The sequence below is a fragment of the Halopseudomonas pelagia CL-AP6 genome, from assembly GCF_000410875.1.
Taxonomy (GTDB): domain Bacteria; phylum Pseudomonadota; class Gammaproteobacteria; order Pseudomonadales; family Pseudomonadaceae; genus Halopseudomonas; species Halopseudomonas pelagia.
Map to the genome: position 1 here is coordinate 247,020 of NZ_AROI01000016.1, position 21,577 is coordinate 268,596.

General features: G+C 59.3%; 22 protein-coding genes. 12 read left to right on the forward strand and 10 right to left on the reverse strand.

Annotation, left to right across the window (positions count from 1 at the left end; translation table 11 throughout):
* Positions 1 to 5 precede the first annotated feature (5 nt).
* Both purN and K787_RS0114040 read left to right on the forward strand, forming a co-directional pair.
* Positions 6 to 719 (forward strand): phosphoribosylglycinamide formyltransferase, encoded by a 714-nt coding sequence (purN, locus tag K787_RS0114035; RefSeq protein WP_370736743.1) that lies wholly within the window; start codon positions 6 to 8, stop codon positions 717 to 719.
* Entirely contained in the window at positions 712 to 1,470 is a 759-nt protein-coding gene (locus tag K787_RS0114040; RefSeq protein WP_022963437.1) for a DUF3108 domain-containing protein, read from the forward strand. Before purN ends, K787_RS0114040 begins: the two co-directional genes overlap by 8 nt.
* 77 nt (positions 1,471 to 1,547) lie before the next feature.
* Here the strand turns inward: K787_RS0114040 and K787_RS0114045 are convergent, their stop codons facing one another.
* Positions 1,548 to 2,771, reverse strand: a complete 1,224-nt coding sequence (locus K787_RS0114045; protein WP_022963438.1) for a 3-hydroxyacyl-CoA dehydrogenase — start codon at positions 2,769 to 2,771, stop codon at positions 1,548 to 1,550.
* Between the two features lie 235 nt (positions 2,772 to 3,006).
* On the opposite strand from K787_RS0114045, the gene K787_RS0114050 reads away from it, so the two are divergent.
* Positions 3,007 to 3,585: a uracil-DNA glycosylase family protein gene (locus tag K787_RS0114050; protein ID WP_022963439.1), complete on the forward strand. Its 579-nt coding sequence runs from the start codon at positions 3,007 to 3,009 to the stop codon at positions 3,583 to 3,585.
* 35 nt (positions 3,586 to 3,620) lie between these two features.
* Here K787_RS0114050 and K787_RS0114055 read toward each other — a convergent pair whose 3' ends face one another.
* The 3 genes from K787_RS0114055 to K787_RS0114065 all read right to left on the reverse strand — a co-directional run bounded on the left by K787_RS0114055 (position 3,621) and on the right by K787_RS0114065 (position 6,050).
* On the reverse strand, positions 3,621 to 3,944 hold the full coding sequence (locus K787_RS0114055) for an antibiotic biosynthesis monooxygenase family protein (RefSeq protein WP_022963440.1): 324 nt from the start codon (positions 3,942 to 3,944) through the stop codon (positions 3,621 to 3,623).
* Between the two features lie 97 nt (positions 3,945 to 4,041).
* Entirely contained in the window at positions 4,042 to 5,358 is a 1,317-nt protein-coding gene (locus K787_RS0114060; RefSeq protein WP_022963441.1) for an ATP-binding protein, read from the reverse strand.
* Positions 5,355 to 6,050: a response regulator gene (locus K787_RS0114065; RefSeq protein WP_022963442.1), complete on the reverse strand. Its 696-nt coding sequence runs from the start codon at positions 6,048 to 6,050 to the stop codon at positions 5,355 to 5,357. The genes K787_RS0114060 and K787_RS0114065 overlap by 4 nt, the downstream gene beginning before the upstream one ends.
* Positions 6,051 to 6,201: 151 nt before the next feature.
* Between K787_RS0114065 and dsbD the strand changes: the two genes are divergently transcribed.
* The 3 genes from dsbD to dsbG are packed head-to-tail and all read left to right on the forward strand — an operon-like array spanning position 6,202 to position 9,547.
* Positions 6,202 to 7,980, forward strand: coding sequence for a protein-disulfide reductase DsbD (gene dsbD, locus K787_RS0114070; protein WP_022963443.1), 1,779 nt, complete (start codon positions 6,202 to 6,204; stop codon positions 7,978 to 7,980).
* A complete protein-coding gene (locus K787_RS0114075) occupies positions 7,980 to 8,795 on the forward strand; it encodes a TlpA family protein disulfide reductase (RefSeq protein WP_022963444.1) in 816 nt (271 codons plus the stop codon). Before dsbD ends, K787_RS0114075 begins: the two co-directional genes overlap by 1 nt.
* Positions 8,792 to 9,547 (forward strand): thiol:disulfide interchange protein DsbG, encoded by a 756-nt coding sequence (dsbG, locus tag K787_RS0114080; protein ID WP_022963445.1) that lies wholly within the window; start codon positions 8,792 to 8,794, stop codon positions 9,545 to 9,547. The genes K787_RS0114075 and dsbG overlap by 4 nt, the downstream gene beginning before the upstream one ends.
* A gap of 27 nt (positions 9,548 to 9,574) precedes the next feature.
* Here dsbG and K787_RS0114085 read toward each other — a convergent pair whose 3' ends face one another.
* Positions 9,575 to 10,432 (reverse strand): SDR family NAD(P)-dependent oxidoreductase, encoded by an 858-nt coding sequence (locus tag K787_RS0114085; RefSeq protein ID WP_022963446.1) that lies wholly within the window; start codon positions 10,430 to 10,432, stop codon positions 9,575 to 9,577.
* A gap of 262 nt (positions 10,433 to 10,694) precedes the next feature.
* Here K787_RS0114085 and K787_RS0114090 point away from each other — a divergent pair, with 262 nt between their 5' ends.
* The 4 genes from K787_RS0114090 (at position 10,695) to mqo (ending at position 15,140) form a co-directional block, all read left to right on the forward strand.
* Complete coding sequence (locus K787_RS0114090) at positions 10,695 to 11,702, forward strand: methionine ABC transporter ATP-binding protein (RefSeq protein ID WP_022963447.1); 1,008 nt, start codon at positions 10,695 to 10,697, stop codon at positions 11,700 to 11,702.
* On the forward strand, positions 11,702 to 12,367 hold the full coding sequence (locus tag K787_RS0114095) for a methionine ABC transporter permease (RefSeq protein WP_022963448.1): 666 nt from the start codon (positions 11,702 to 11,704) through the stop codon (positions 12,365 to 12,367). Before K787_RS0114090 ends, K787_RS0114095 begins: the two co-directional genes overlap by 1 nt.
* A gap of 96 nt (positions 12,368 to 12,463) precedes the next feature.
* Positions 12,464 to 13,249: a MetQ/NlpA family ABC transporter substrate-binding protein gene (locus K787_RS0114100; protein WP_022963449.1), complete on the forward strand. Its 786-nt coding sequence runs from the start codon at positions 12,464 to 12,466 to the stop codon at positions 13,247 to 13,249.
* Positions 13,250 to 13,502: 253 nt separating this feature from the next.
* The gene (gene mqo, locus K787_RS0114105) at positions 13,503 to 15,140 is read left to right on the forward strand and encodes a malate dehydrogenase (quinone) (protein ID WP_022963450.1); all 1,638 of its coding nucleotides are present in this window, start codon (positions 13,503 to 13,505) and stop codon (positions 15,138 to 15,140) included.
* A gap of 149 nt (positions 15,141 to 15,289) precedes the next feature.
* On the opposite strand, the gene K787_RS0114110 is transcribed toward mqo, so the two are convergent.
* The 3 genes from K787_RS0114110 to puuE are packed head-to-tail and all read right to left on the reverse strand — an operon-like array spanning position 15,290 to position 17,595.
* Positions 15,290 to 15,778: an ureidoglycolate lyase gene (locus K787_RS0114110; RefSeq protein ID WP_028614947.1), complete on the reverse strand. Its 489-nt coding sequence runs from the start codon at positions 15,776 to 15,778 to the stop codon at positions 15,290 to 15,292.
* Between the two features lie 27 nt (positions 15,779 to 15,805).
* On the reverse strand, positions 15,806 to 16,654 hold the full coding sequence (locus K787_RS0114115; protein WP_022963452.1) for a bifunctional allantoicase/(S)-ureidoglycine aminohydrolase: 849 nt from the start codon (positions 16,652 to 16,654) through the stop codon (positions 15,806 to 15,808).
* A gap of 23 nt (positions 16,655 to 16,677) precedes the next feature.
* On the reverse strand, positions 16,678 to 17,595 hold the full coding sequence (puuE, locus tag K787_RS0114120; RefSeq protein WP_235801945.1) for an allantoinase PuuE: 918 nt from the start codon (positions 17,593 to 17,595) through the stop codon (positions 16,678 to 16,680).
* Between the two features lie 123 nt (positions 17,596 to 17,718).
* On the opposite strand from puuE, the gene K787_RS0114125 reads away from it, so the two are divergent.
* Together K787_RS0114125 and K787_RS0114130 are read left to right on the forward strand one after the other, a co-directional pair.
* Positions 17,719 to 18,462, forward strand: coding sequence for an aspartate/glutamate racemase family protein (locus K787_RS0114125; RefSeq protein WP_022963454.1), 744 nt, complete (start codon positions 17,719 to 17,721; stop codon positions 18,460 to 18,462).
* A 69-nt stretch (positions 18,463 to 18,531) separates the two neighbouring features.
* The gene (locus K787_RS0114130) at positions 18,532 to 19,887 is read left to right on the forward strand and encodes an NCS1 family transporter (protein WP_022963455.1); all 1,356 of its coding nucleotides are present in this window, start codon (positions 18,532 to 18,534) and stop codon (positions 19,885 to 19,887) included.
* Positions 19,888 to 19,971: 84 nt separating this feature from the next.
* On the opposite strand, the gene K787_RS23220 is transcribed toward K787_RS0114130, so the two are convergent.
* Positions 19,972 to 20,667 carry a GntR family transcriptional regulator gene (locus K787_RS23220; RefSeq protein ID WP_022963456.1) on the reverse strand — a complete coding sequence of 232 codons (696 nt, stop codon included), beginning with the start codon at positions 20,665 to 20,667 and terminating at the stop codon, positions 19,972 to 19,974.
* Positions 20,668 to 20,900: 233 nt separating this feature from the next.
* The gene (locus K787_RS0114140) at positions 20,901 to 21,521 is read right to left on the reverse strand and encodes a hypothetical protein (RefSeq protein WP_022963457.1); all 621 of its coding nucleotides are present in this window, start codon (positions 21,519 to 21,521) and stop codon (positions 20,901 to 20,903) included.
* Between the last annotated feature and the right edge of the window lie 56 nt (positions 21,522 to 21,577).

A 21,577-nucleotide genomic window follows, 5' to 3' on the forward strand; every position in this document is an offset into this window, starting at 1 on the left:
GTGAGATTCAGTTGGGTGAGATTCGGGGGCCTGACGCTCTGCCGGCCTGCCGTATCGTAGTGCTGATCTCAGGCTCAGGCACCAATCTGCAAGCCTTGATTGATGATCTGGCGGACCGGGCCTCGGCAGGCCAGATCGTCGCCGCCATATCCAACCGCCCTGGCGTGGGCGGACTGGAACGCGCGGCACGGGCGGGTATTGCCACCGCCGTGGTCAATCATCAGGACTTTGCCGGTCGAGACAGCTTCGATGCAGCGCTGATTGAGTGCATTGACGGCTACCAGCCTGACCTTGTGGTGCTGGCTGGCTTTATGCGGATTCTGACGCCGGCTTTTGTCACGCATTTTCATGGCCGGCTATTGAACATTCATCCCTCGTTGCTGCCCAAGCACAAGGGCTTGCACACCCACCAGCGTGCGCTGGAAGCAGGCGATAGCGAACATGGCTCCAGTGTGCATTTCGTCACGGCTGAATTGGACGGCGGGCCGGTAGTCATTCAGGCCCCTATTCCGGTATTGTCTGAGGACAGCGTTGCCAGTCTGGCCGCGCGCGTACAGCAACAGGAACATCGTATATACCCGCTGGCGATGAACTGGTTCATCCAGGGTCGCCTGCGGCTGATAGACAACCAAGCCTGTATGGATGGAAAGCCAATTCCTGCTGGCGGGCTAAGGTTGGATGATTTCGAGACCGACATGCGAGTACAACCAGATGCCTGAAAGCACGTCCTATCCCCGCCGTACCAGCCGCTGGCTGGCGGCTCTAGCCCTGACTCTGGGCGCCAGCAGTCTGATGGCTGCCGAACTGATCCCCTTCTCCGCCAGTTACGCTGCTGATATGAAAAGTATCCCGGTGAATGGCGAAGCCAACCACTCCCTGGTCAGCAATGGCGATGGCACCTGGACGCTGAATTTCAACGCCGGCATGTTTGTCGCGCGTCTCACCGAGCAAAGTACATTAAAGCTGGAAGATGACCGGGTTATCCCCCTGACTTATAAATACGAACGCCGCGGGCTCGGACGTGGCCGTGAAACCACACAAACCTTTGACTGGGCCAACAAACAGGTTACTGGCGTGCACAAGCAAGATGCTTTCAGCCTGCCGACCGAACCGGGCCTGCTCGACAAAACCACCTATCAGTTGGCGTTGCAACGCGACCTGATGGCCGGCAAAACCGATATGCACTATCGCGTGGTGGATGGCGACAATATTGACGATTACCACTTCCGCGTAACCCGTGACCGCCGGGTGACCACCCGTGCCGGCCAGTTCGACGCGGTCGAAGTGGAACGCGTGCGCGAGCCCGATTCCAAGCGCCTGACCACGCTGTGGTTTGCCAAGGATTTCAACTACCTGCTGGTGCGTTTAATGCAAACGGAAACCGACGGGCAGGAGTATCGCATCATGCTCAAGGAAGCCACGCTCGACGGTGAGCCCGTAGTGGGCACACCAGTAGGTGGGGGCGAGTAAAGCTAGCGCACGATTACTCTGCTTAAAAAAACCGCATTCAAGACAGCTTGAATGCGGTTTTTTATTAGCTAACAGAATCAGCCTTTGGTAAAACGCTCACCTGCTTCAGCGCGCTTAACCAGGCCAGCAGCCGGCTTCCAGAACTCACCCTGACTAGCTTCCAGCTCACGGATCTGTTTGAGCACCACGTCCAGCCCCAGGCTGTCCGCGTAGCTCATCGGGCCGCCGCGCTCAGCGGGGAAGCCGTAGCCATACAGGTAAACGCGGTCGATATCCTCGGCAGACTCAGCAAAGCCTTCGTCAAGAATGCGCGCGCCTTCGTTGACCAGCGCCAGAATACAGCGCCGTACAATTTCTTCAGCACCGATGTCACGCTGGGTGTAACCGGCTTCTTCGGCTACTTCACGGGCCAGCATATCGGTTTCTGGATCGTGAATCGCCTGACGGCTGCCGGGCTCGTACTTATAGAAACCGTGGCCGCTCTTCTGACCAAAGCGTTCCATTTCGCACAGCTTGTTATCCAGCCACACAATCGGCTCACCACGACCCACACCGGCCAGTTGGCGTGAGCGCCAGCCCAGGTCCACCCCGACTACGTCGTACATGCGGTACGGGCCCATAGCCATACCGAAACCCTGCAGCGCTTGGTCGACCTCCCATGGCGTAGAACCTTCCAGTACCACTTCGCGGGACTGGCGCGAGTACTTCTCGAGCATGCGGTTGCCGATAAAGCCATGGCAGTTGCCGGCCAGTACTGCTTGCTTGCCGATCTTCTTGCCCACCGCCAAGCAGGCATCCATCACGTCTTGCGCCGTCGCTTTACCGCGGACCACTTCCAGCAGCTTCATGATGTGCGCCGGGCTAAAGAAATGCAGGCCCAGAACCTGGGTCGGACGACCAGTTGCCGAAGCAATCTCATCGATATCCAGATAGGACGTATTAGTCGCCAGAATTGCAGAGGCCTTAACCGCCTTGTCCAGCTCGGCAAAGATCTTCTTCTTCAGATCCATGTTTTCATATACCGCTTCAACCACCAGATCCATATCCTGCAGAGCTGCATAATCCTGGGTGGTGGTGATGCGGCCCAGACGCGCCTGCGCTTCGGCGTCGTCAAAACGTTCCTGCGCTACTGAGCGCTTGTACACGCTGGCGATATCGACCAGGCCCTTCTCCAGCATCTCGCCATTCACGTCCAGCCAGGTCACCGGGTAGCCGGCGTTGACGAAGTTCATGACAATACCGCGGCCCATGGTGCCGGCACCGATGATGCCGACCTTCTTGATACTTTCAAATGAAGCCATTGCAGCCTACCTCCAAATCAGGATAAAAATGCCGGGCCCGCACGGTCTTGATTCACGACCCCACAGCCCTCAAACCAGGACCGATACATTACGCAAAAGCGTGGGTAATTTGAAACGAATACCGATAATGGTGGCTATTCACAACATGAATAAGCTGCTGGACTGTGCACCGGTTAATGGCCAATGTATCGACTGGCTATAGTGCCAATTATTCGATTCTTGCTTCAGGAGCCGCATGTCCTTTTCAACACTCATCAGCCAGGTACGCGACTGCACCCTGTGCCAGCCGCAGCTGCCACTCGGCGCGCGACCAGTGGTGCAGGCTCACCCTTCAGCACGGATCCTGATTACCGGGCAGGCGCCTGGGCGCAAGGTGCACGAAAGTGGCATCCCTTTCGCTGACGCCAGCGGCGAGCGATTGCGCGGATGGCTGGGCATCACGCCCGAGGTGTTTTATGACGCCCGCCAGATCGCAATACTGCCAATGGGCTTCTGCTATCCGGGTACTGGCCGCTCCGGCGATCTACCACCGCGCCCAGAATGTGCACCCACTTGGCGGGAGCTGCTGATGGCCGGGCTGCCGAACATTCAACTGACGCTGGCACTGGGCCAATATGCTCAGGCCTACCACTTCACCGGTAAACGCCTGCCGGTAAGCGCAAGGGTTGCGGATTGGCAGGCGCACTGGCCCGAACTGCTGGCGCTGCCGCATCCGAGCCCGCGCAACAATATCTGGCTGCGCCGCCATCCCTGGTTCGAAGAACAGGTCATTCCCCGGCTACGCCAGCGGGTGGCCGAGGTGCTGGCGGACTAACTATGTCAGGATCAACGGCGACCTAGCGCCGGCGCTTATTGAGCCCCGACGCACTCGGGCATGACCACCCACTCAGGCTCCTCAAACTCACCGATCAACGTGATCTCGCAGTTGCGCGCGTGCTTTTCCAGAATGCCTTTGACCATCTGATCGCGACTATCATCCTTCGCATCACGCGCCGCCTTGGATTCCCAACTGGCAATCGCCAACAAGGTATCCGGCGCGCCAATCTTGCGGTGCAGGCGCGTACCCAGCGCACCGGGTGTGCGCTGGATCACTTCGCTGGCACGGATCCAGGCTTCGGCATATTCCTCGACGCTGTACCCGGGTTTCATGCGGACTTCAAAAATGAATTTCATGATGAGCTCCTGTGTCTTTGGGTTAGAACCCCGGAAAACCGTGCGGGTTCATCTGCATTGACCCCAGCGCCAAAAGCGCAAGGAGCGCACCGCCGGCTCAGCGCAGCAGCGGCAACTCGAGCGTGACCAGCATCCCGTGAGGGCCCGTACTGAAGCGCAACTGGCCGCCACAGCGTTGAACAATGGCGTCAACTATTGCCAGACCCAGGCCGCTGCCGCCACCCGTGCCCTGGCGCCAGAATCGCCGTGTCAGCAACATCATGCTGTCATCGGCCAACCCGGGGCCATGGTCCCGCACCTTGAAATAGACCCGGTCACCCGAGCTGGTTATCTCCAGCTGCACCTGCGTACCGGCAGCGGTGTGCCGTAGAGCGTTGTCAAGCAGGTTACGCAGCGCCACTGTAGCCAGCGCGGGTGGCATACCCAAGGGCCGCTCTGACAAAGTCGCCGCAGCCTGTAGCTCCACACCTTCGGCGGCGCCCGCAGTGTCCTGAATCGCCAACCTGGCGACCTCCAGCGCAGTCGCTTGCGCGCCTTCTTCAAAGGATTGCCGACCCTCGACCCGCGCCAGCAGAAGTAACTGTTCCAGTGTGCTTTGCAGGCGATCCGCGCCCTTCTCCGCTTGGGCCAGGGCATTGGTAGCCTCGGCGCCTGATGTCATACCCGCCACCTGCAGGTGCACCTTGATCGCCGTCAGTGGGCTGCGCAGTTCATGCGCGGCGTCACCGGTGAAACGGCGCTCTCGCTCCAAGGCATGAGCAATACGCTCGAACAGTTGGTTCTGGCTGTCCTGCAGGGGCCGCAGTTCGCTCGGCAGGGACGCCAGTTGCAAGGGTTGCAGGGAATCCGGGCCGCGCTCCAGCAGCGCATCAGCCATCCGCCGCAACGGTTGTAGCCCTTTGCGCACGCCGAACCAGAGCAGCAACAGGGTACCCAGCAAGGCCACCCCTACCGGCACGGCTGCTGCCAGCAATACCGAGGATTGCAGGGTTTGCCGCTCATCCAAACGATCTGCCGTGGTAATACGCATGCCGTGCTGCTCGACCGTGTAACTGCGCCAACTCACCCCATCCACCTGCTGGTCGCGAAAGCCGACCTGCTGCGCATCAAGCGGCTCCGCCAGTTCGGGATGACTACGCGCTATGACTTCGCCACGCAGCGAGCTGACCTGGCAGGTCAGGCCATCGGGAATCCCCAGCCGCTGCGCGGTAATGCGCTCTGCCGCTGCCGGCTGGGATGATTGCGGCATCTGCACCAGCAAACCAGCAACCATCTGCGCCGACGCGGCAAGTCGCTGGTCCAGCGAGCGCATCATTTCGGCGCGCAAGTCATACAGCATCCAGGCCGCAGCCACGGACCATAAAATGATGAAAGTCGAGCCTAGTATCAGAGTCAGGCGCAGACGCAGACTCATGCTGCGGGGCCTCGCGCGGCGGATGCCGCAGGCGCCACAGTGCCGAGGCGATAGCCCAGCCCGCGCACGGTCTCGACTATGTCATTACCCAGCTTGCGACGCAGATGATGGATATGCACGTTGAGCGCGTTGCTTTCCAGCTCATCGCTCATGCCATAGATGCTGTCCTTTAACTGCCCTGCGCTCAATACCCGACCCTTGTTCAACAATAATGTATTGAGTAACGCACGTTCACGGCGCGACAGATCCACCGGCGTGTCGTTCACCCAAGCGAGCGCCGCGTCCGGGTCATAAACCAGCGCGCCGTGCCTGATCAGGTTCACGCTGCGGCCGCTGGCCCGGCGCACCATCGCATGCAGCCTAGCGCTCAGCTCACGCAGATCGAAAGGTTTGAGCAGATAATCATCAGCACCTGACTGCAACCCGGCGACCCTGTCGCTGATCGCATCACGGGCAGTCAGCACCAGCACCGGTATGGTCACGTCCTGGGAACGCAGCCGACGCAGCAGCAACAACCCATCCTCATCAGGCAGGCCCAGATCGAGAATCATCACATCAAAGGCGATGGTTCCGAGCATGGCCTCGGCGTGAGCTGCTGTGCCCACCGGGTCCACGGTCATGCCCTGAGCAGCCAGACCGGCGGCAATGCCACTGGCAATCAGGGGGTCGTCTTCGACCAGGAGAATATGCATAGGTCATCCGCTGCGGCTTTTCATCAGTATCCATTGTAACGATTAACCACGGATTAACAGCCAGCCACTCATAACCACCAGCGTTAATTCGGACTTAATCCCGGCAACGCATACTGCCCCCTATCAATCCGCCGGCGGGAGCATAGAAGGCATGAAGTGGCGTTATATCTTGGTTTTACCCTGTTTGCTGGTGTGGTCGAGCCTGGCATTCGCTTTCGCCGGCTTCAGCAGCGGAGCCAATAACCATGCCGAGTTTCTGCCGGTAGAAGACGCTTTTGAGCTGTCAGTAGAGCGCGCTGCCGATGGCGCAACCCAGTTAACCTGGCGCATCGCGCCCGGCTACTACCTGTATCAACAACGCCTGAGCTTTTCAGGGCTGGATAAGGACTCGCACCCAACACTGCCGGCCGGCATACCCTATAGCGATGAATTTTTTGGTGATTCGCAGGTATACCGGGATTCTTTGCAACTAAGCATTCCGGCTGAGCAGGCGGGTGCTTTCACGCTCGGCTGGCAGGGGTGCGCCGATGCCGGTTTATGCTATCCACCGCAAAGCCGTGATATTGGCTCCAACGCTGCGGAACCGGCGCCTGGCCCGCAGACCAGTTTAAACGGCAGCGCCCCGCCAACCCTGGCCGAGGACCAGCGCATGGCCAGCCAACTTCAAGACGGGTCGCTACCCCTGGCATTGGCACTGTTCTTCGGGCTGGGGTTGTTACTGGCGTTCACACCCTGCTCACTGCCAATGCTGCCGATTCTAGCAGGCCTGGTGGTCGGCAGTGGCGCGACCCCGCGCCGGGGGCTGATGCTGGCGTCCGTCTATGTACTCAGCATGGCCTTGGTCTATGCCGCGTTAGGCGTACTGGCCGCGCTGATCGGTGGCAATCTGCAGGCTGTATTGCAGCAGCCCTGGGTCATCGGCAGCTTCGCCGGGCTCTTCGTCTTGCTCGCGCTGCCGATGTTCGGCTTTTTCGAGCTGCAGCTACCAGCCTTCGTCCGCGACCGGCTGGATCAGGCCGGGCGCAAACAGACCGGCGGCCATCTCGGCGGCGCGGCGATGCTCGGGGTGTTGTCCGGCCTGTTGGTGGGCCCGTGCATGACTGCTCCACTGGCGGGCGCACTGCTGTATATCGGTCAGACTGGCGATATGCTGCAAGGCGGGCTCGCGTTGTTTGCCCTGGGCGTCGGCATGGGTGTCCCGCTGTTGCTGCTGGTGACGGTCGGCACGCGTTTTATTCCGCGCCCCGGCGCCTGGATGAATCGGGTCAAGGTGGTCTTCGGCTTTGTCTTCCTGGCGGCGGCCTTGTTTATCATTCGTCCAGTGTTAGATGCCTCCCTGTGGCTTGGCCTGACTGCGGTGTTCTTGCTGGGCGCCGCCGCCACGTTGATTCAGACCGCACGTGGCAGCAAGTACAGCAGCCTGCTGCAGACTGCCGCCACGCTCGCTGGCGTCTGGGGCCTGACGCTGCTGCTGGGTGCTGCCGGTGGCGCAGTCAACCCCTGGCAACCGCTGGCGATCTATAGTGCATCAGCCACCGCAGCCCCCGCCGAGAGCCATAAGGACGCCTTCACCAGCCTAGATACCCCCGCCGAGCTGGATCAGCAATTGGCCGCCGCCAAGGCAGCGGGAGAATGGGTGCTGGTCGACTATTACGCCGATTGGTGCCTGGCCTGCAAAATCATGGAACAGCAGGTATTTGGCCGGGCCGATGTCATGGCCAGCCTCGACGGCGTCAGATTGCTGCGCCCGGATGTGACCCGCAACAGCGCCGAAAGCCGTGAACTACTATCGCGCTATGCTATCCATGGCCCACCTACCCTGCTGTGGTTTGGGCCTGATGGCCAAGAGCGACGCGCCCAGCGCATCACCGGCGAAGTCAATGCCACTGAATTCTTGCAACGCTGGCAAATTACCAGAGAGGACGGTTAATGCTCACAGTCAATATCGGTCCGCTGGCGATGGCCAGCTCACATCTCATCCTGCTGATCAGTCTGTTTCTGGCCACGCTGACCGGCTGGTGGCTGGGGCGGCACCGCCAGCGCAATCCGGAAAAGCACCTGTTCAACCTGCTGCTGCTGGGTCTGGTGGTCGCGCGCCTGGCCTTTGTGACGGTGTACTTCGACCACTTCAGGGACAGCCCCTGGCGGGTAATCGATATTCGCGATGGCGGCTTCATTATCTGGCCGGGGATCATCGCAGCGCTACTCGCTGGCCTGTGGCTGGCCTGGCGTGACCTGACGCTACGCCTGCCGCTGGGCACTGCGCTGGCGGTCGGGCTAATCTTCTGGGCCGTCAGCAGCTACATGCTCCAAGCGCTGCAGCAAGGCACACAGCTGCCGGACATGACCCTGCTGGACGTTGAAGGCGAACAGGTCTCGTTGCAGGAGCTGAACGACCGGCCGCTGGTAGTCAATCTATGGGCCACCTGGTGCCCACCCTGCCGCCGGGAAATGCCGGTATTAGCCGATGCCCAGCAACGGGAAGCCGATATCGTCTTTGTCTTCGTCAACCAGGGCGAAGGCCCCGGAGAAATTATCCGTTTTCTGGATGCCACCGGTCTGACACTGCATAACGTTCTACTCGACACTGGTGGCCAGTTCGGCCAACAGGTCGGCTCGCAGGCGCTGCCCACCACTCTGTTCTACAACGCACAAGGCCAACAGGTCGCCAGCCACCTGGGCGAGCTGTCCGCGGCGAGCCTATCTCACCAGATTGCCAAACTCAAAGAGGAAGAAACGCCATGATCCGATTACACGCAAAGCACGCACTCCCCGTGCTGCTATTGACCCTGTCGCCCTTCGCCAGCGCCGAAGACTGGCCCGCACCGATTGCCGCCACTACCGAGCGCGGTGTCGAAATTGTTGGCCGTTTCGACGCACCCGCCGGCCTCCAGGGTTTTGCCGGCAAACTCAACGGTCAGGGCCTGGCCCTTTATCTCACCGCAGATGAGCAACACGTTCTGGTCGGCACCCTGCTCGATGCCAACGGCAAAGACCTTAGCAGGGCGCATCTTGACGAACTGGTATATCAACCCATGGCCAAGGGCATGTGGACGCAACTGGAAGCCAGCGACTGGATCGGCGACGGTGCGGACAACGCCGCACGTGTGGTCTATACCTTCACCGACCCCAATTGCCCGTTCTGCAGCATGTTCTGGGAGCAAGCACGGCCCTGGGTAGAGTCAGGCAAGGTGCAGCTGCGGCACATTATGGTCGGCATACTGCGCGAAGACAGCGCCGGCAAATCCGCCGCCATCCTCGCCGCAGACGATCCCACCGCCGCCTTGCACCAACATGAAACCGGCGATAGCGTTCAAGCGGTAAACGAGATCCCTGCGGCCATCAATCTACAGCTAAAAGCCAATCACGAACTGATGACCCAGCTCGGCGCCCAGGCCACACCGGCCATCTTCTATCTGGATGACCAGGGTCGCATGCAACAACAACAGGGCGCGCCGCGGCCGGACCGCCTGGCAGACATCATGGGGCCAGAATAGGTCACGCAGGGCTAAAGCCGGCTCGGCTTACTGCTGGTTCACCGCAAGCGGATCGACCGAAGCACCCGCACCCAGCTCGGCACGCACCTTAGCCAAGCGGGCGCCTTCCTTCGCGGTGACGCTGAACAGTTTTGCCGGATCGGCGACACGCAGTTGCAGCGCGCCCAGCTCCATGCCCTCGGCCACCACGATGTCATGCTGGCGGGCGCTCAGGCCGTCCAGAATAGTCTGCGCTGCGGCCACCGGGTCGATGCCATTGTCGATATTAGTGTCCGAGCGTCCCCGCGCCGTGCCGCTGCCTTCCAGCGCGTTCAGCGCAATGGCGGTACGCACCGAGCCCGGCAGAATAACGCTCACGCCAATTCCGTAGGCTTCTTCTACCTCCGCACGCAACGCCTCGAAATAACCCACCACCGCATGCTTGGCGCCGCAGTATCCGGTGCGCAGCGCGGTACCCACCTTGCCCGCGACCGAACTCACCACCGCCAATTGCCCACCGCCCTGCTCCACCATGCGCGGCAACAATTCCTGAGTCAGCGCCAGCGGGGCCAGATAGTCGACATCGATCAACCGCCGGTAGACCTCAAATGCGGTATCCAGCGCCAGACTGCGCTGGCTGATACCGGCATTGTTGATCAGCAGATCAACGCGCCCGCGCCAGTTCCAGGCCTGCTCGACCAGGTCCGGCAGACGCTCGTAGTCGGTGGTCTCGAAAGGCAGCACCAGCGTCCGCTCTGGGGCCTGGGCGGCCACCGCTTGCAGCGCATCAGCACGCCGCCCGGAAAGGATCACCTGCGCTCCCTGTGCCAGCAGTGCATTCGCCAGCGCCTCACCGATGCCTGATGACGCACCGGTGATCCACACAACCTTGGATGTAAATGACATAACAGCTTTCTCCGTTGCCAGCGGGCGACAACTGTCCCGCAAAATGACGAAAAATAGCCTTAATGCATTGGGCAAGTCTGTCTTAGGTTTGACAATCATAGCGTTGGCCAAGCGTTTGCCCGGCTTTTCACTGGGCTATCCATCCACTCTGGTTATAACCATAGGCCGATAAAGATTTTTACGGCATGAGCCATGGCAGGTAAACTAGCCGCCTTTCGGGCCCGTCATCCACAGCAGGGCTTGGTACATTGGAAGGTAATGCGTGATTGATTTTGAGCAGGTCCACAAGGCCTATCGTGTCGGCGGCCAGTCAGTGACCGCGTTGCAGCCGACAGACTTGCATGTCGCTCGTGGCGAAGTCTTTGGCATTATCGGCCACTCCGGAGCCGGCAAAAGCACCTTGCTGCGTTTGATCAACCGGCTGGAGGAGCCTTCGGGTGGCCGAATCGTCATTGATGGCGAAGACGTGACCCAGCTGGACGCCAAGGGATTACGCCAGTTTCGTCGGCAAGTCGGCATGATTTTCCAGCACTTCAACCTGCTGTCATCCAAGACCGTGGCCGATAATGTAGCACTGCCGCTAAAGCTGGCTGGTGAGCTAAACCGGGCACAAATAAAGGCTCGCGTGGCCGAGTTGCTGGCGCGTGTAGGGCTCAGCGAGCATGCCAACAAATATCCGGCGCAGCTGTCCGGTGGCCAGAAGCAGCGGGTCGGCATTGCCCGGGCTCTGTCGACGCGCCCCAAGGTGCTGCTGTGCGACGAGGCCACCAGTGCACTTGACCCGCAGACGACCGCCTCGGTGCTGGAACTGCTAACGCAGATCAACCGTGAACTGAACCTGACGATCATACTGATCACCCACGAAATGGATGTTATTCGTCGTGCCTGCGACCGCGTGGCGGTCATGGATACCGGCGTGATTGTCGAGCTGGGAGCCGTCACCGATGTCTTTCTCCACCCCCAGCACGCGACCACACGACGATTCGTGCGCGAAGACGAGCAGGAGGATGAGGGCGAGCAGCGTGATGACTTCGCCCATGTCGAGGGCCGCATAGTGCGCCTGACCTTCAGTGGTGACGCCACCTATGCGCCGCTGCTGGGCAGCGTAGCCAGGGAAACCGGCGTGGACTACAGCATTCTGGCGGGCCGCATCGACCGCATCAAAGATACCCCCTATGGTCAACTGACACTGGCGCTCACCGGTGGCGATATTGATGCCGCGCTGGGCTGTTTTACCCAGGCCGATGTGCATCTGGAGGTCCTGCGCTGATGAATGCCCTGTTTCCCAATGTGATCTGGCCGGAGATCTGGCAGGCCAGCCTGGACACCCTGGCCATGCTCGGCGGGTCGATGCTGTTTACCGCGCTGCTCGGGCTGCCGCTAGGGGTGGTGCTGTTTCTGACCGGGCCACGGCAGATGTTCGAGCACAAGTCGTTCTATCAGGCGCTATCACTGCTGGTGAACATCTTTCGCTCGGTGCCCTTTGTGATACTGCTGATCGTGATGATCCCCTTTACCGTGATGGTCACAGGCACCTCTTTGGGGGTGGCAGGCGCTATTCCGCCACTGGTTGTGGGTGCTACACCGTTTTTTGCCCGACTGGTTGAAACCGCCCTGCGCGAAGTTGACCGCGGCATTATCGAGGCCACCCAGGCGGCCGGTGCTACCCCACGGCAGATTGTGGTCAATGCCCTGCTGCCCGAAGCCCTGCCGGGCATCATCGCCGCAGTCACGGTCACCGCGATCACTTTGGTGTCCTATACCGCCATGTCGGGCCTTATCGGCGGTGGCGGGCTGGGTGATCTGGCAGTGCGTTATGGCTATCAGCGCTACCAGCCGGATGTCATGGTGGTGACGGTGGTATTGCTGCTAGTGCTGGTACAGGTGCTGCAAAGCATCGGCGACCGCCTGGTGGTGCATTTTTCCCGCAAGTGACCATGCCTTGAGCGCAACTGTTTATTATTGCAACAAAGAAGGCAGGCTACCGGCTATCCGCCGCAAGCCTGCGTGTTATCCCACAAGGAGCTTGATATGAAGAAATTACTGACTGCCTTTGCCGCTGCCGCGGTTCTAACCTCGCTGCCCGTGTTCGCCGCCGAGAAAATCACCGTTGCGGCCACCGCCGTGCCCCACGCCGAGATTCTAGAGTTCGTTAAACCGGCGCTGGCGGAACAGGGTGTCGAACTGGATATCCGCGTATTCACCGATTACGTGCAACCCAACGTGCAGGTCGCAGAAAAGCGCCTGGATGCCAACTTCTTCCAGCACCTGCCCTACCTGGAAGAGTTCAACAGCAGCCGTGGTACCGACCTGGTGAGCGTGGCCGGTGTACATGTGGAGCCCTTCGGCGCCTATTCGCGCAAGATCAAGAGCTTGGATGACCTGCCCGAAGGCGCCAACGTCGTGATCCCCAACGATGCAACCAATGGCGGCCGTGCTCTGCTGCTGCTGCAAAAGGCCGGTGTGATCACCCTGAAGGATGAAGGCAATATTCTGTCCACCCCGCGTGATATCGCCGAGAACCCCAAGCGCATTCGCATTCGCGAGCTCGAGGCAGCCACCCTGCCACGCGTCCTCGAGCAGGTAGATCTGGCGCTGATCAATACCAACTATGCGCTGGAAGCTGGGCTGAACCCGACTGAAGATGCGCTGGTGATTGAAGGTGCCGAGTCACCCTACGTCAATATTCTGGTCGCCCATTCGGACAATAGCGAAAGCGATGCGATTCAGAAACTGGCCAAAGCACTGAACAGCCCCGAAGTGAAAGCGTTCATTGAAGAGAAGTATCAGGGTCAGGTATTGCCGGTGTTTGAGTAATACTCAAGCAGGTCTGGACCTTGTCCAGGCCTGAACAGCTTTGCCGCTGGTATGGCTGAAACGCCTGGTGTGCTGCATCGGGCGTTAAAACCTGATCAACCAACGCTTTCGCTTGTGGTCAGTGCAGCAGAACCCTACCATCCGCGGTCCATAGTCTTACACATCACCAATACGTTTACGGCCCACCCCTCGTTTGATGGATCGGCCCAGCGCGCCGGTAGGTGTTTAAGCCACTCAGCAAATCGAGACCGTCATGAAAAAGCAACTTACCGCAGCGCTATGCCTGCACCTCTGTCTGCTGCCAGGTTATGTGCTGGCCGCCGAAGACGAGACCGCGCCCAGTGACGTCGTCGACGTCGTTCTGATCGGCGGCGGCACCATGAGTGTGACGCTGGGCACCTGGCTCAATGAGCTGGAGCCCGACTGGAACATCCAGCTTTTTGAGCGCATGGACGGCATCGCCCAGGAAAGCTCCGACGGCTGGAACAACGCCGGCACCGGCCATTCGGCTTTCTGCGAGATGAATTACACTCCGCAAGACGATGACGGCAGCGTGGATATCGCACGCGCCATTAACGTCACCGAACAGTTTGAAATCTCGCGCCAGTTCTGGGCCCACCAGGTCGAGCGCGGCGTTTTGCAGGATCCCTCCAGCTTTATCTCCAATGTGCCGCATATGAGTGTGGTGTGGGGTCAGGAGAATATCGATTTTCTCACTGAGCGCTATGCGCGCATGTCAGAGAACCCGCTGTACGCCGGCATGCAATACACCGACGACGAAGCCACCATCGCCGAGTGGATGCCCCTGGTAATGGCCGGCCGCGAGGAAGGCACCCCCATGGCGGCCACCCGCATGGATCTGGGCACCGAGCTCAACTGGGGCGTACTCACACGCCAGCTGGCAGAACACCTGGCCACCCAGCCAAACGTAACGCTGACCACCAGTACCGAAGTACGCGGGCTGGAACGTAATGAGGATGACACCTGGCGGGTTACCGTCGCCAATGTTGAAAGCGGCGAGACCAGCGTTGTAAACAGCCGCTACGTGTTCAACGGCGCTGGCGGTGCTGCATTACTGTTGCTGCAGCAATCCGGTATCCCCGAGGCCAAGCAGTACGCAGGCTTCCCGGTGGGCGGCTCGTTCCTGTACACCACCAACCCAGAAGTGGTCTCGCGCCATACTGCCAAGGTTTACGGCCTGGCCGCTGAAGGCTCGCCGCCAATGTCGGTGCCACACCTTGACCTGCGCTACCTTGACGGCAAGCCCACGCTGTTCTTCGGGCCCTTCGCGACCTTCTCGACCAAGTTCCTGAAAGAAGGCTCCTGGACCGATCTGTTCAGTTCCATGACCTTCAGCAACGTCTGGCCGATGATGCAAGTGGCGCTGGGTAACTTCAATCTGGTGCGCTATCTGGTTAGCGAGGTACTTCAGGATCGCGATGATCGTATCGATTCCCTGCGCGAGTATTACCCAGAAGCCAACCCCGATGACTGGGAAATGTGGAGTGCTGGCCAACGCGTGCAGATCATCAAGAAAACCGATGACGGCGGCAAGCTGCAGTTCGGCACCGAAGTAGTGGTATCTGAAGACGGCACTATGTCGACCCTGCTGGGCGCGTCTCCGGGTGCTTCCACCGCCCCGCCGATTATGCTTAATCTGCTGAAGCGAGTCTTCCCAGAGCAGGTAGAAAGCGCCGAGTGGCAGGCCAAGCTCAAGGAAATCATTCCCTCCCTGGACATGAAACTGGCCGAGAACCCGGAGCTACTACGTGAACTGCGCCTCAACACCTCCCGCGTGCTGGAGCTGGAAGGCCAGGAAGCCTTCGTTCGCACCCACCTGCCAGACGCTAACAGCAGCAGCACTCAGGAAGCCGAGAGCGAAGCGCTCTAAGACACCACTGAGCCGAAGGGCGGCTCACGGACCAGCGGTTGGAGAGCCGCTGAGTCCAGCGGTAAGACAGCTAGGAGCGCTGGATCACAGCGCTCTGAGCAACATCAAAACAGAGTCAAAGAACATATTGACAGGCTAAACCAGCAGATTCAGCCCAGCGTCACCCGTATGGCCAACGGATACTCGTCACAATTGTGCCCAGCGCCGCCGCGATCAACCACCAGAAACTCGCCCTCGGACTCGAGCACCGACTGAATCGCGTGCCAGGTTCCGGCACGGTAGTTCACACCCTGCCGACCATCGGTCACGAAAGCGCGCACGTGAGCGGGATCAATCACGTCGCCCGGTGGCGCCACCACGACCACAAAACGTTCGCCGTGCAGCGGTACAAAAGCCTGACTGCCCAGCGGATGACGCTCGACAAAGGTCAATTCCAGCGGCATTTCCACCGGCTGACTGACGAAGAGGCTGATCAGCGTTCTGGCCTCCTCGCCCAGGGTCTCGACCTTGGCCAGATCATGATAACGACGAGTGCGGCCGCTATTGATCATAAAGAACTCGGCACCGCGATGGTCAATCACATCGCCAAAGGCCATGAAGGCCTCGGGCGTCAGTGGCACGGCGGTCAGTTGCAAAATCGGGTCAGTGCTCATCAGAATCTCCGCTTAACTGCCGTAGGTCGGCAGTTTCATATGACGGTTCACATCCTTGTACAGCAAATAGCGGAACGGGCCAGGGCCGCCGGCGTAGCAGGCCTGCGGGCAGAAGGCGCGCAACCACATGTAGTCACCCGCCTCCACTTCCACCCAGTCTTTATTCAAAAGGTACACGGCCTTGCCTTCCAGCACATAAAGGCCGTGCTCCATCACGTGGGTTTCGGCAAAGGGGATCACACCGCCGGGCAGGAAGTTGACAATGTTCACATGCATGTCGTGGCGCATGTCCTGGGTATCGACAAAGCGCGTGGTGCTCCAGCAGCCATTAGTGTCGGGCATGACCAGAGGATCAACCAGATTTTCGTTGGTAACAAACGCCTCTGGCACCTCGATGCCCTCGACTTTCTCATAGGCCTTGCGAATCCAGTGGAAGCGCACCGTGGCATCCGAGCCGTTACGCGCCGTCCAGTCACTGCCCGGTGGAATAAAAGCGTAACCGCCCGGCTGCATGTTGTGCACCTGGCCGTCCAGGGTCAGAGCTAGCTCGCCCTCAACGATAAACAGCACGGCTTCTGCACCTGGATCGGTTTCTGGCTTATCGCTGCCGCCACCGGGCTGCACTTCCATAATGTACTGCGAGAAGGTTTCAGCAAAGCCGGTCAAAGGACGCGACAGCACCCACAGGCGCGTTCCAGTCCAGAACGGCAGATGGCTGGTGACGATGTCACGCATTACGCCTTTGGGGATGACGGCATAGGCCTCGGTAAATACCGCACGGTCAGTCAAAAGCTGCGTTTGCGGCGGATGCCCGCCGGTGGGGGCAAAATAGGTTCTGGGTTCGTTCGGACGCTGGGCCATGATGGTTCCTTAATACGGAATTCTTAAACGGGATGGTGTTCGGCCCAATGACGGGCAATGTCGATACGGCGGGTCACCCAGACCCGGTCGTGGGTCTCGATATAATCGAGGAATCGCTGCAGCGCACGGAAGCGCCCGGGCCGGCCGATTAACCGGCAGTGCAGCCCTACCGAAAGCATCTTCGGCTGCTCGCTTCCCTCTTCATAAAGTACGTCAAAGGCATCCTTCAGATAGCTGAAGAAGTGATCCCCGGTGTTGAAACCCTGGGGCGAGGCAAAGCGCATATCGTTAGTGTCCAGCGTATAGGGCACTACCAGGTGATTATGCAGTTCGCCCTGACTGTCGGCGGCGCGGGTCCAGAACGGCAGATCGTCACCGTAATAGTCGCTGTCATATAAAAAGCTGCCCTCATCCAGCAGCAAACGCCGGGTATTCGGGCTGTCGCGGCCGGTATACCAGCCCTGCGGCTTCTCGCCATACAGACGCTGAAATATCTCCATTGCCCGTTGCAGATGCTCGCGCTCAACAGCCTCGGGCACATCCTGGTAATGAATCCAGCGCCAGCCGTGGCAGGCAATTTCGTGCCCCAGCTCCTTGAACGCCATGGCCACTTCGGGATGGCGTTCCAGCGCCATGGCCACGCCAAATACCGTTAGCGGCAGGCCGCGCTTTTCAAACTCGTTAAGAATACGCCATACACCAGCACGAGAGCCGTATTCATAAATCGACTCCATGCTCAGGTGCCGCGCCGGGAAAGCCTCAGCCCCAACAATTTCCGACAGGAACCTTTCCGAATGGCTGTCGCCATGCAGGACGCAGTTCTCGCCACCCTCTTCATAGTTGAGCACGAACTGCACGGCGATGCGGGCCTGACCCGGCCATTTGGCATGCGGCGGGTTACGACCGTAACCGAGCAGATCCCGCGGGTAATTAGCATGAATGTTCATGACTGCATAACCTTTTTAGACCAATTGAAAACCCAATTGCATTTTTAGTTTTTGACCAGAACGATTGTATACAATTAAACTCATCTTTTGTGTACAAATCTAAAACAGGCCAACGCCATGCATATCCGCGTCATCAATCCGAACACCACACAAGCCATGACGGACACCATCGGAGAAGCTGCCAGGGCCGTAGCCTCGCCTGGCACGCGCATTACCGCCTGCCAGCCCGACAGTGGCCCAGTGTCGATTGAAAGCCATTTTGATGAAGCCGTCAGCGTCTTGGGCGTGATTGAGGAAGTGCTAGCAGGCGAGCGCGAGGATACCGACGCCTATGTGATCGCCTGCTTCGGCGATCCGGGCATCTACGCAGCCCGTGAGCTAACCCGCGCGCCGGTCATTGGCATTGCCGAGGCCGCCTTTCATATGGCCAGCCTGATCAGCACGCGCTTTTCCATCGTCACTACTCTGCCCCGCACCATGATCATCGCCGAACACCTGTTGGAAAGTTACGGCTTCAGCCATAACTGCCGACGTATTCGCGCGGCCGACATCCCAGTGCTGGAGCTGGAAGACAACCCTGACAGGGCATTGGAATTGATCATCGACGAATGCCTGCGCGCCAAGCATGAAGACAACATCGGCGCCATCGTGCTGGGCTGCGGCGGCATGGCCGATCTCACGCCAAAGATCAGCGAGGCCGTCGGCCTGCCGGTAGTAGAAGGCGTGACCGCCGCGATCAAACTGGCCGAAGCCATCGTTGGGCTTGGGCTGGGCACCAGCAAATACGGCGATCTCGCCTTCCCCCGTCCAAAGCCCTTCATCGGGCGCTTCGAGAGCTATTCCAACCTGAAACTGGAATAAACATTGCACTACGCATAAAAACAAAACCATGGAGAGAATAATGAACAATAAAGTTAGCGAGGTCGCCTCATGAGCAGCGAATCCAACACACTAACCGGGCCGGTCGGCCAGGCGGCTACCAAAGCACCTGGGGAAGAATCGCTGGCACCCCAGCAAACCCGTATCATGGGGCGCGTTTCCTACCTGCTGGCCTGGTTCGGCGGTTGCGTTTCCATCGGTACTTTCACCATGGGCTCCAGCGTTGTCGGCAGCCTCAACCTGATCCAGGCCACCCTCGCCATCGCCATCGGCTGTTTCGTTATCGGCATTGCGCTGGCCCTAAATGGTGCAGCGGGCTACAAATACGGCATTCCGTTCATGGTGCAGGCGCGCGCTGCGTTTGGCTTTGCCGGCACCCGTTTACCGGGTCTGGTTCGCGCAGTACCGGCGATCGTCTGGTACGGCTTTCAGAGCTGGATCGGTGCCGGCGCATTGAACATGGTCTCCACCACGCTGTTCGGCTTCGACAATCTGGTGTTCTTCTTTATCACCTTCCAGATCCTGCAGATAGGCCTCTCGGTCATGGGCTTTCAGGGCATCAAATGGCTGGAGAACATCGGTAGCGCCTTTATTCTCGCGTCGCTGGTGTACATGTTCTACAGCACTGTTCAGCGTTACGGCAATGAGCTCTCTACCAACCTGCTGACCATGGAAGGTTCCTGGGGCTTGCCGTTCTGGAGCGCAACCATGTTGTTCTTAGGCATCTACAGCACCATGATCCTCAACGTCAGCGACTACTCGCGTGAGCACAAACACGGCTCCAGCCCATCGCTGCTGACCATCATCTATTCAATGTCGATCCTGCCCTGCACGCTGTTTATGGGCCTGATCGGGTACATGGTTTCGGAAGCAACTGGCGTGGCCGATCCTATTCAGGTGTTCGCCAACGCGGTGGACAATACGCCGCTACTGATGACCACACTGCTGTTTATCGCCTTCGCCCAGGTCACCACTAACGTGTTGAACAACGTAGTGCCGCCGACCTATATTCTAATGGATGTGTTCAAGCTGTCGTTCCGCCCGGCTACCATCATCGTCGGCCTGCTGGCCTTCGCCACCTTCCCGTGGAAACTGGTGACCGCAGAATCAGCCGCCGGCCTGCAAGTGTTTGTGCAAACCTACTCGGCGTTCCTGGGTCCGATCTTTGCCATTCTGGTGGTCGACTACTATCTGATCCGCAAGCGCACGCTGAATCTGGAGCATCTGTACAACGCCCAGGGACCTTACAGTGGTATGAATTACGCGGCGCTAATCGCGACGGTGGTCGGCGTGGTTGTAGCGCTGACGTTCTCGTCCGTATCCTGGTACGCTAGCCTCATACCGGCGGGTGTGACCTACTACCTGCTGATGAAACACTGGGCGCCCTGCCAGCGTTTCCGTCAGTAAACCGTGAGTATCGGCTGGCCTTGATTGAAACCAAGGCCAGCCTTACCGTGCAACACTACAAGACTGCCTGCCCGCTCTTCTTGACTATCTCGCCCCGGCATCCCGATAAACCGCAAATACATCACGCAAATCCGGCGTCTCATCAACCACTTCGTCGATGGACAGCGATGACTCGATCGCGTGCAGGTGCTTGTGCATAAATTCCGCCGCACCGTCGCTATCTCCGGCCTCAAGCAGATCCACCAGGAAGTTATGATCATTGCAATCACAACCCAGATCACCCGAATGGCCATACACCGCCAGTATCAATGACGAACGCGAACACAACTGTGCGACAAACGGCGCCAACGTCTGATTGCCCGCCAACTCCGCCAGGCGTGCATGAAAGGCCGCAGATGCCTTGATCGCAGCGCTCTGTTCATGCCCGCGCAACGCCTGTTGCTCATGCTGAGCCACAGCGCGCAGCTGTTTCACTTCTACCGCGCTGATTCGCGTAGCCAGGCGCGCCATCAGCGCGCACTCGATCATCCGCCGCGCATCAAAAATCTCCCGCGCCTCCTCGGCCGACGGCCGTGCCACGGTAGCACCCTTGCCCGGCGTCAGAGTAATCAATTGCTCCAACGCCAAGCGCTGCAACACCTTGCGAATGCCCGTACGGCTGATGCCAAACACCTCGGCCAACGCATCCTCACGCAAACGCGCGCCCGGCTTGAGGCGATGTTCGATGACCGCATCGCTGATGGCGCGGTAGATCGTCTCGTGCTGACTGGAACCTTTCATTTCAGGCTTCTGCTGGCCGAGAGCAACAGGATCAGGGTCAGCCTGGGCTGCGGCAGACGGTGATCGGCGTTCTTTCATGGGTGGGTGTCTCTCTGTACAGGGCAAGGTCAATTAAAGGCAGGGGTTATTGTATACAAGCGCAGGCGATACAACGATGCAGAATTGCACTGGTTTGGTGCTGACGGGCCGCAAAATGGCCCGTCAGAAGATGTAAAACTGACCAGATGCGGGATTCAAGTCCGGTAACTGCTATGCGCGTGGCAAACCATCCTTCGCCACTCGACAGACATATTTCCCGAACTGAGGCACTGGCTTTTAAGCCATTCCCGTGCGCCCTTGCGACACTCCAGGTATTCGATCGAGCCCTTGCCCACGTTCAGACAAAAGGTTCTGTTATCGATCTTGCCGTTCTGAAAGGTGAAGCTTGTCTGCCAGGTCGTTCTTCTTCCCCTAGCGTCCTGCCAATGCACAGCCGCAGGCATTGAGCCGGTCAACCCGTACTGCCGGGTACTCACAGAGCGCTGCGGCTGGTTAACCGGCACGGACTGGAGGATGTTGATCCGGTTCGATGGCGTGTAATTGGCAGCATTGAAACTGGTTTGCCTGCGCGTCAACAGAGGCTCGGGCTCGACCATGACCGGCGGCATATCCCGCTTGATGGCGGTATCGGGCTCCTCGTTTGAGCTTCCGTTCCAGTCAAAATGGATGGTCTTGCCCGGCTCCCAGTCCTTGGTGAGCAAGACCAGGAATAGGCCCCCGGCTAGAACGGCGATGATACCGATTAAGCGCACAGCGCTGTTGTCCTCCCTGCCCTTTTTCACCCGGCGCGGTGCGTCATCCCAATCCGCTTTCATGACTCATCTCCTTGTCCTGCTCAGGCATTCCGAATCCAAAACTCAAAGCATCCTGA

Bases quoted from the DNA above. Each gene is read 5' to 3' on its own strand.
- K787_RS0114040 (WP_022963437.1), top strand. From the start codon at position 712: ATGCCTGAAAGCACGTCCTATCCCCGCCGTACCAGCCGCTGGCTGGCG.
- K787_RS0114045 (WP_022963438.1), bottom strand. From the start codon at position 2,771: ATGGCTTCATTTGAAAGTATCAAGAAGGTCGGCATCATCGGTGCCGGC.
- K787_RS0114050 (WP_022963439.1), top strand. From the start codon at position 3,007: ATGTCCTTTTCAACACTCATCAGCCAGGTACGCGACTGCACCCTGTGC.
- K787_RS0114055 (WP_022963440.1), bottom strand. From the start codon at position 3,944: ATGAAATTCATTTTTGAAGTCCGCATGAAACCCGGGTACAGCGTCGAG.
- K787_RS0114060 (WP_022963441.1), bottom strand. From the start codon at position 5,358: ATGAGTCTGCGTCTGCGCCTGACTCTGATACTAGGCTCGACTTTCATC.
- K787_RS0114065 (WP_022963442.1), bottom strand. From the start codon at position 6,050: ATGCATATTCTCCTGGTCGAAGACGACCCCCTGATTGCCAGTGGCATT.
- dsbD (WP_022963443.1), top strand. From the start codon at position 6,202: ATGAAGTGGCGTTATATCTTGGTTTTACCCTGTTTGCTGGTGTGGTCG.
- K787_RS0114075 (WP_022963444.1), top strand. From the start codon at position 7,980: ATGCTCACAGTCAATATCGGTCCGCTGGCGATGGCCAGCTCACATCTC.
- dsbG (WP_022963445.1), top strand. From the start codon at position 8,792: ATGATCCGATTACACGCAAAGCACGCACTCCCCGTGCTGCTATTGACC.
- K787_RS0114085 (WP_022963446.1), bottom strand. From the start codon at position 10,432: ATGTCATTTACATCCAAGGTTGTGTGGATCACCGGTGCGTCATCAGGC.
- K787_RS0114095 (WP_022963448.1), top strand. From the start codon at position 11,702: ATGAATGCCCTGTTTCCCAATGTGATCTGGCCGGAGATCTGGCAGGCC.
- K787_RS0114100 (WP_022963449.1), top strand. From the start codon at position 12,464: ATGAAGAAATTACTGACTGCCTTTGCCGCTGCCGCGGTTCTAACCTCG.
- mqo (WP_022963450.1), top strand. From the start codon at position 13,503: ATGAAAAAGCAACTTACCGCAGCGCTATGCCTGCACCTCTGTCTGCTG.
- K787_RS0114115 (WP_022963452.1), bottom strand. From the start codon at position 16,654: ATGGCCCAGCGTCCGAACGAACCCAGAACCTATTTTGCCCCCACCGGC.
- K787_RS0114125 (WP_022963454.1), top strand. From the start codon at position 17,719: ATGCATATCCGCGTCATCAATCCGAACACCACACAAGCCATGACGGAC.
- K787_RS0114130 (WP_022963455.1), top strand. From the start codon at position 18,532: ATGAGCAGCGAATCCAACACACTAACCGGGCCGGTCGGCCAGGCGGCT.
- K787_RS23220 (WP_022963456.1), bottom strand. From the start codon at position 20,667: ATGAAAGGTTCCAGTCAGCACGAGACGATCTACCGCGCCATCAGCGAT.
- K787_RS0114140 (WP_022963457.1), bottom strand. From the start codon at position 21,521: ATGAAAGCGGATTGGGATGACGCACCGCGCCGGGTGAAAAAGGGCAGG.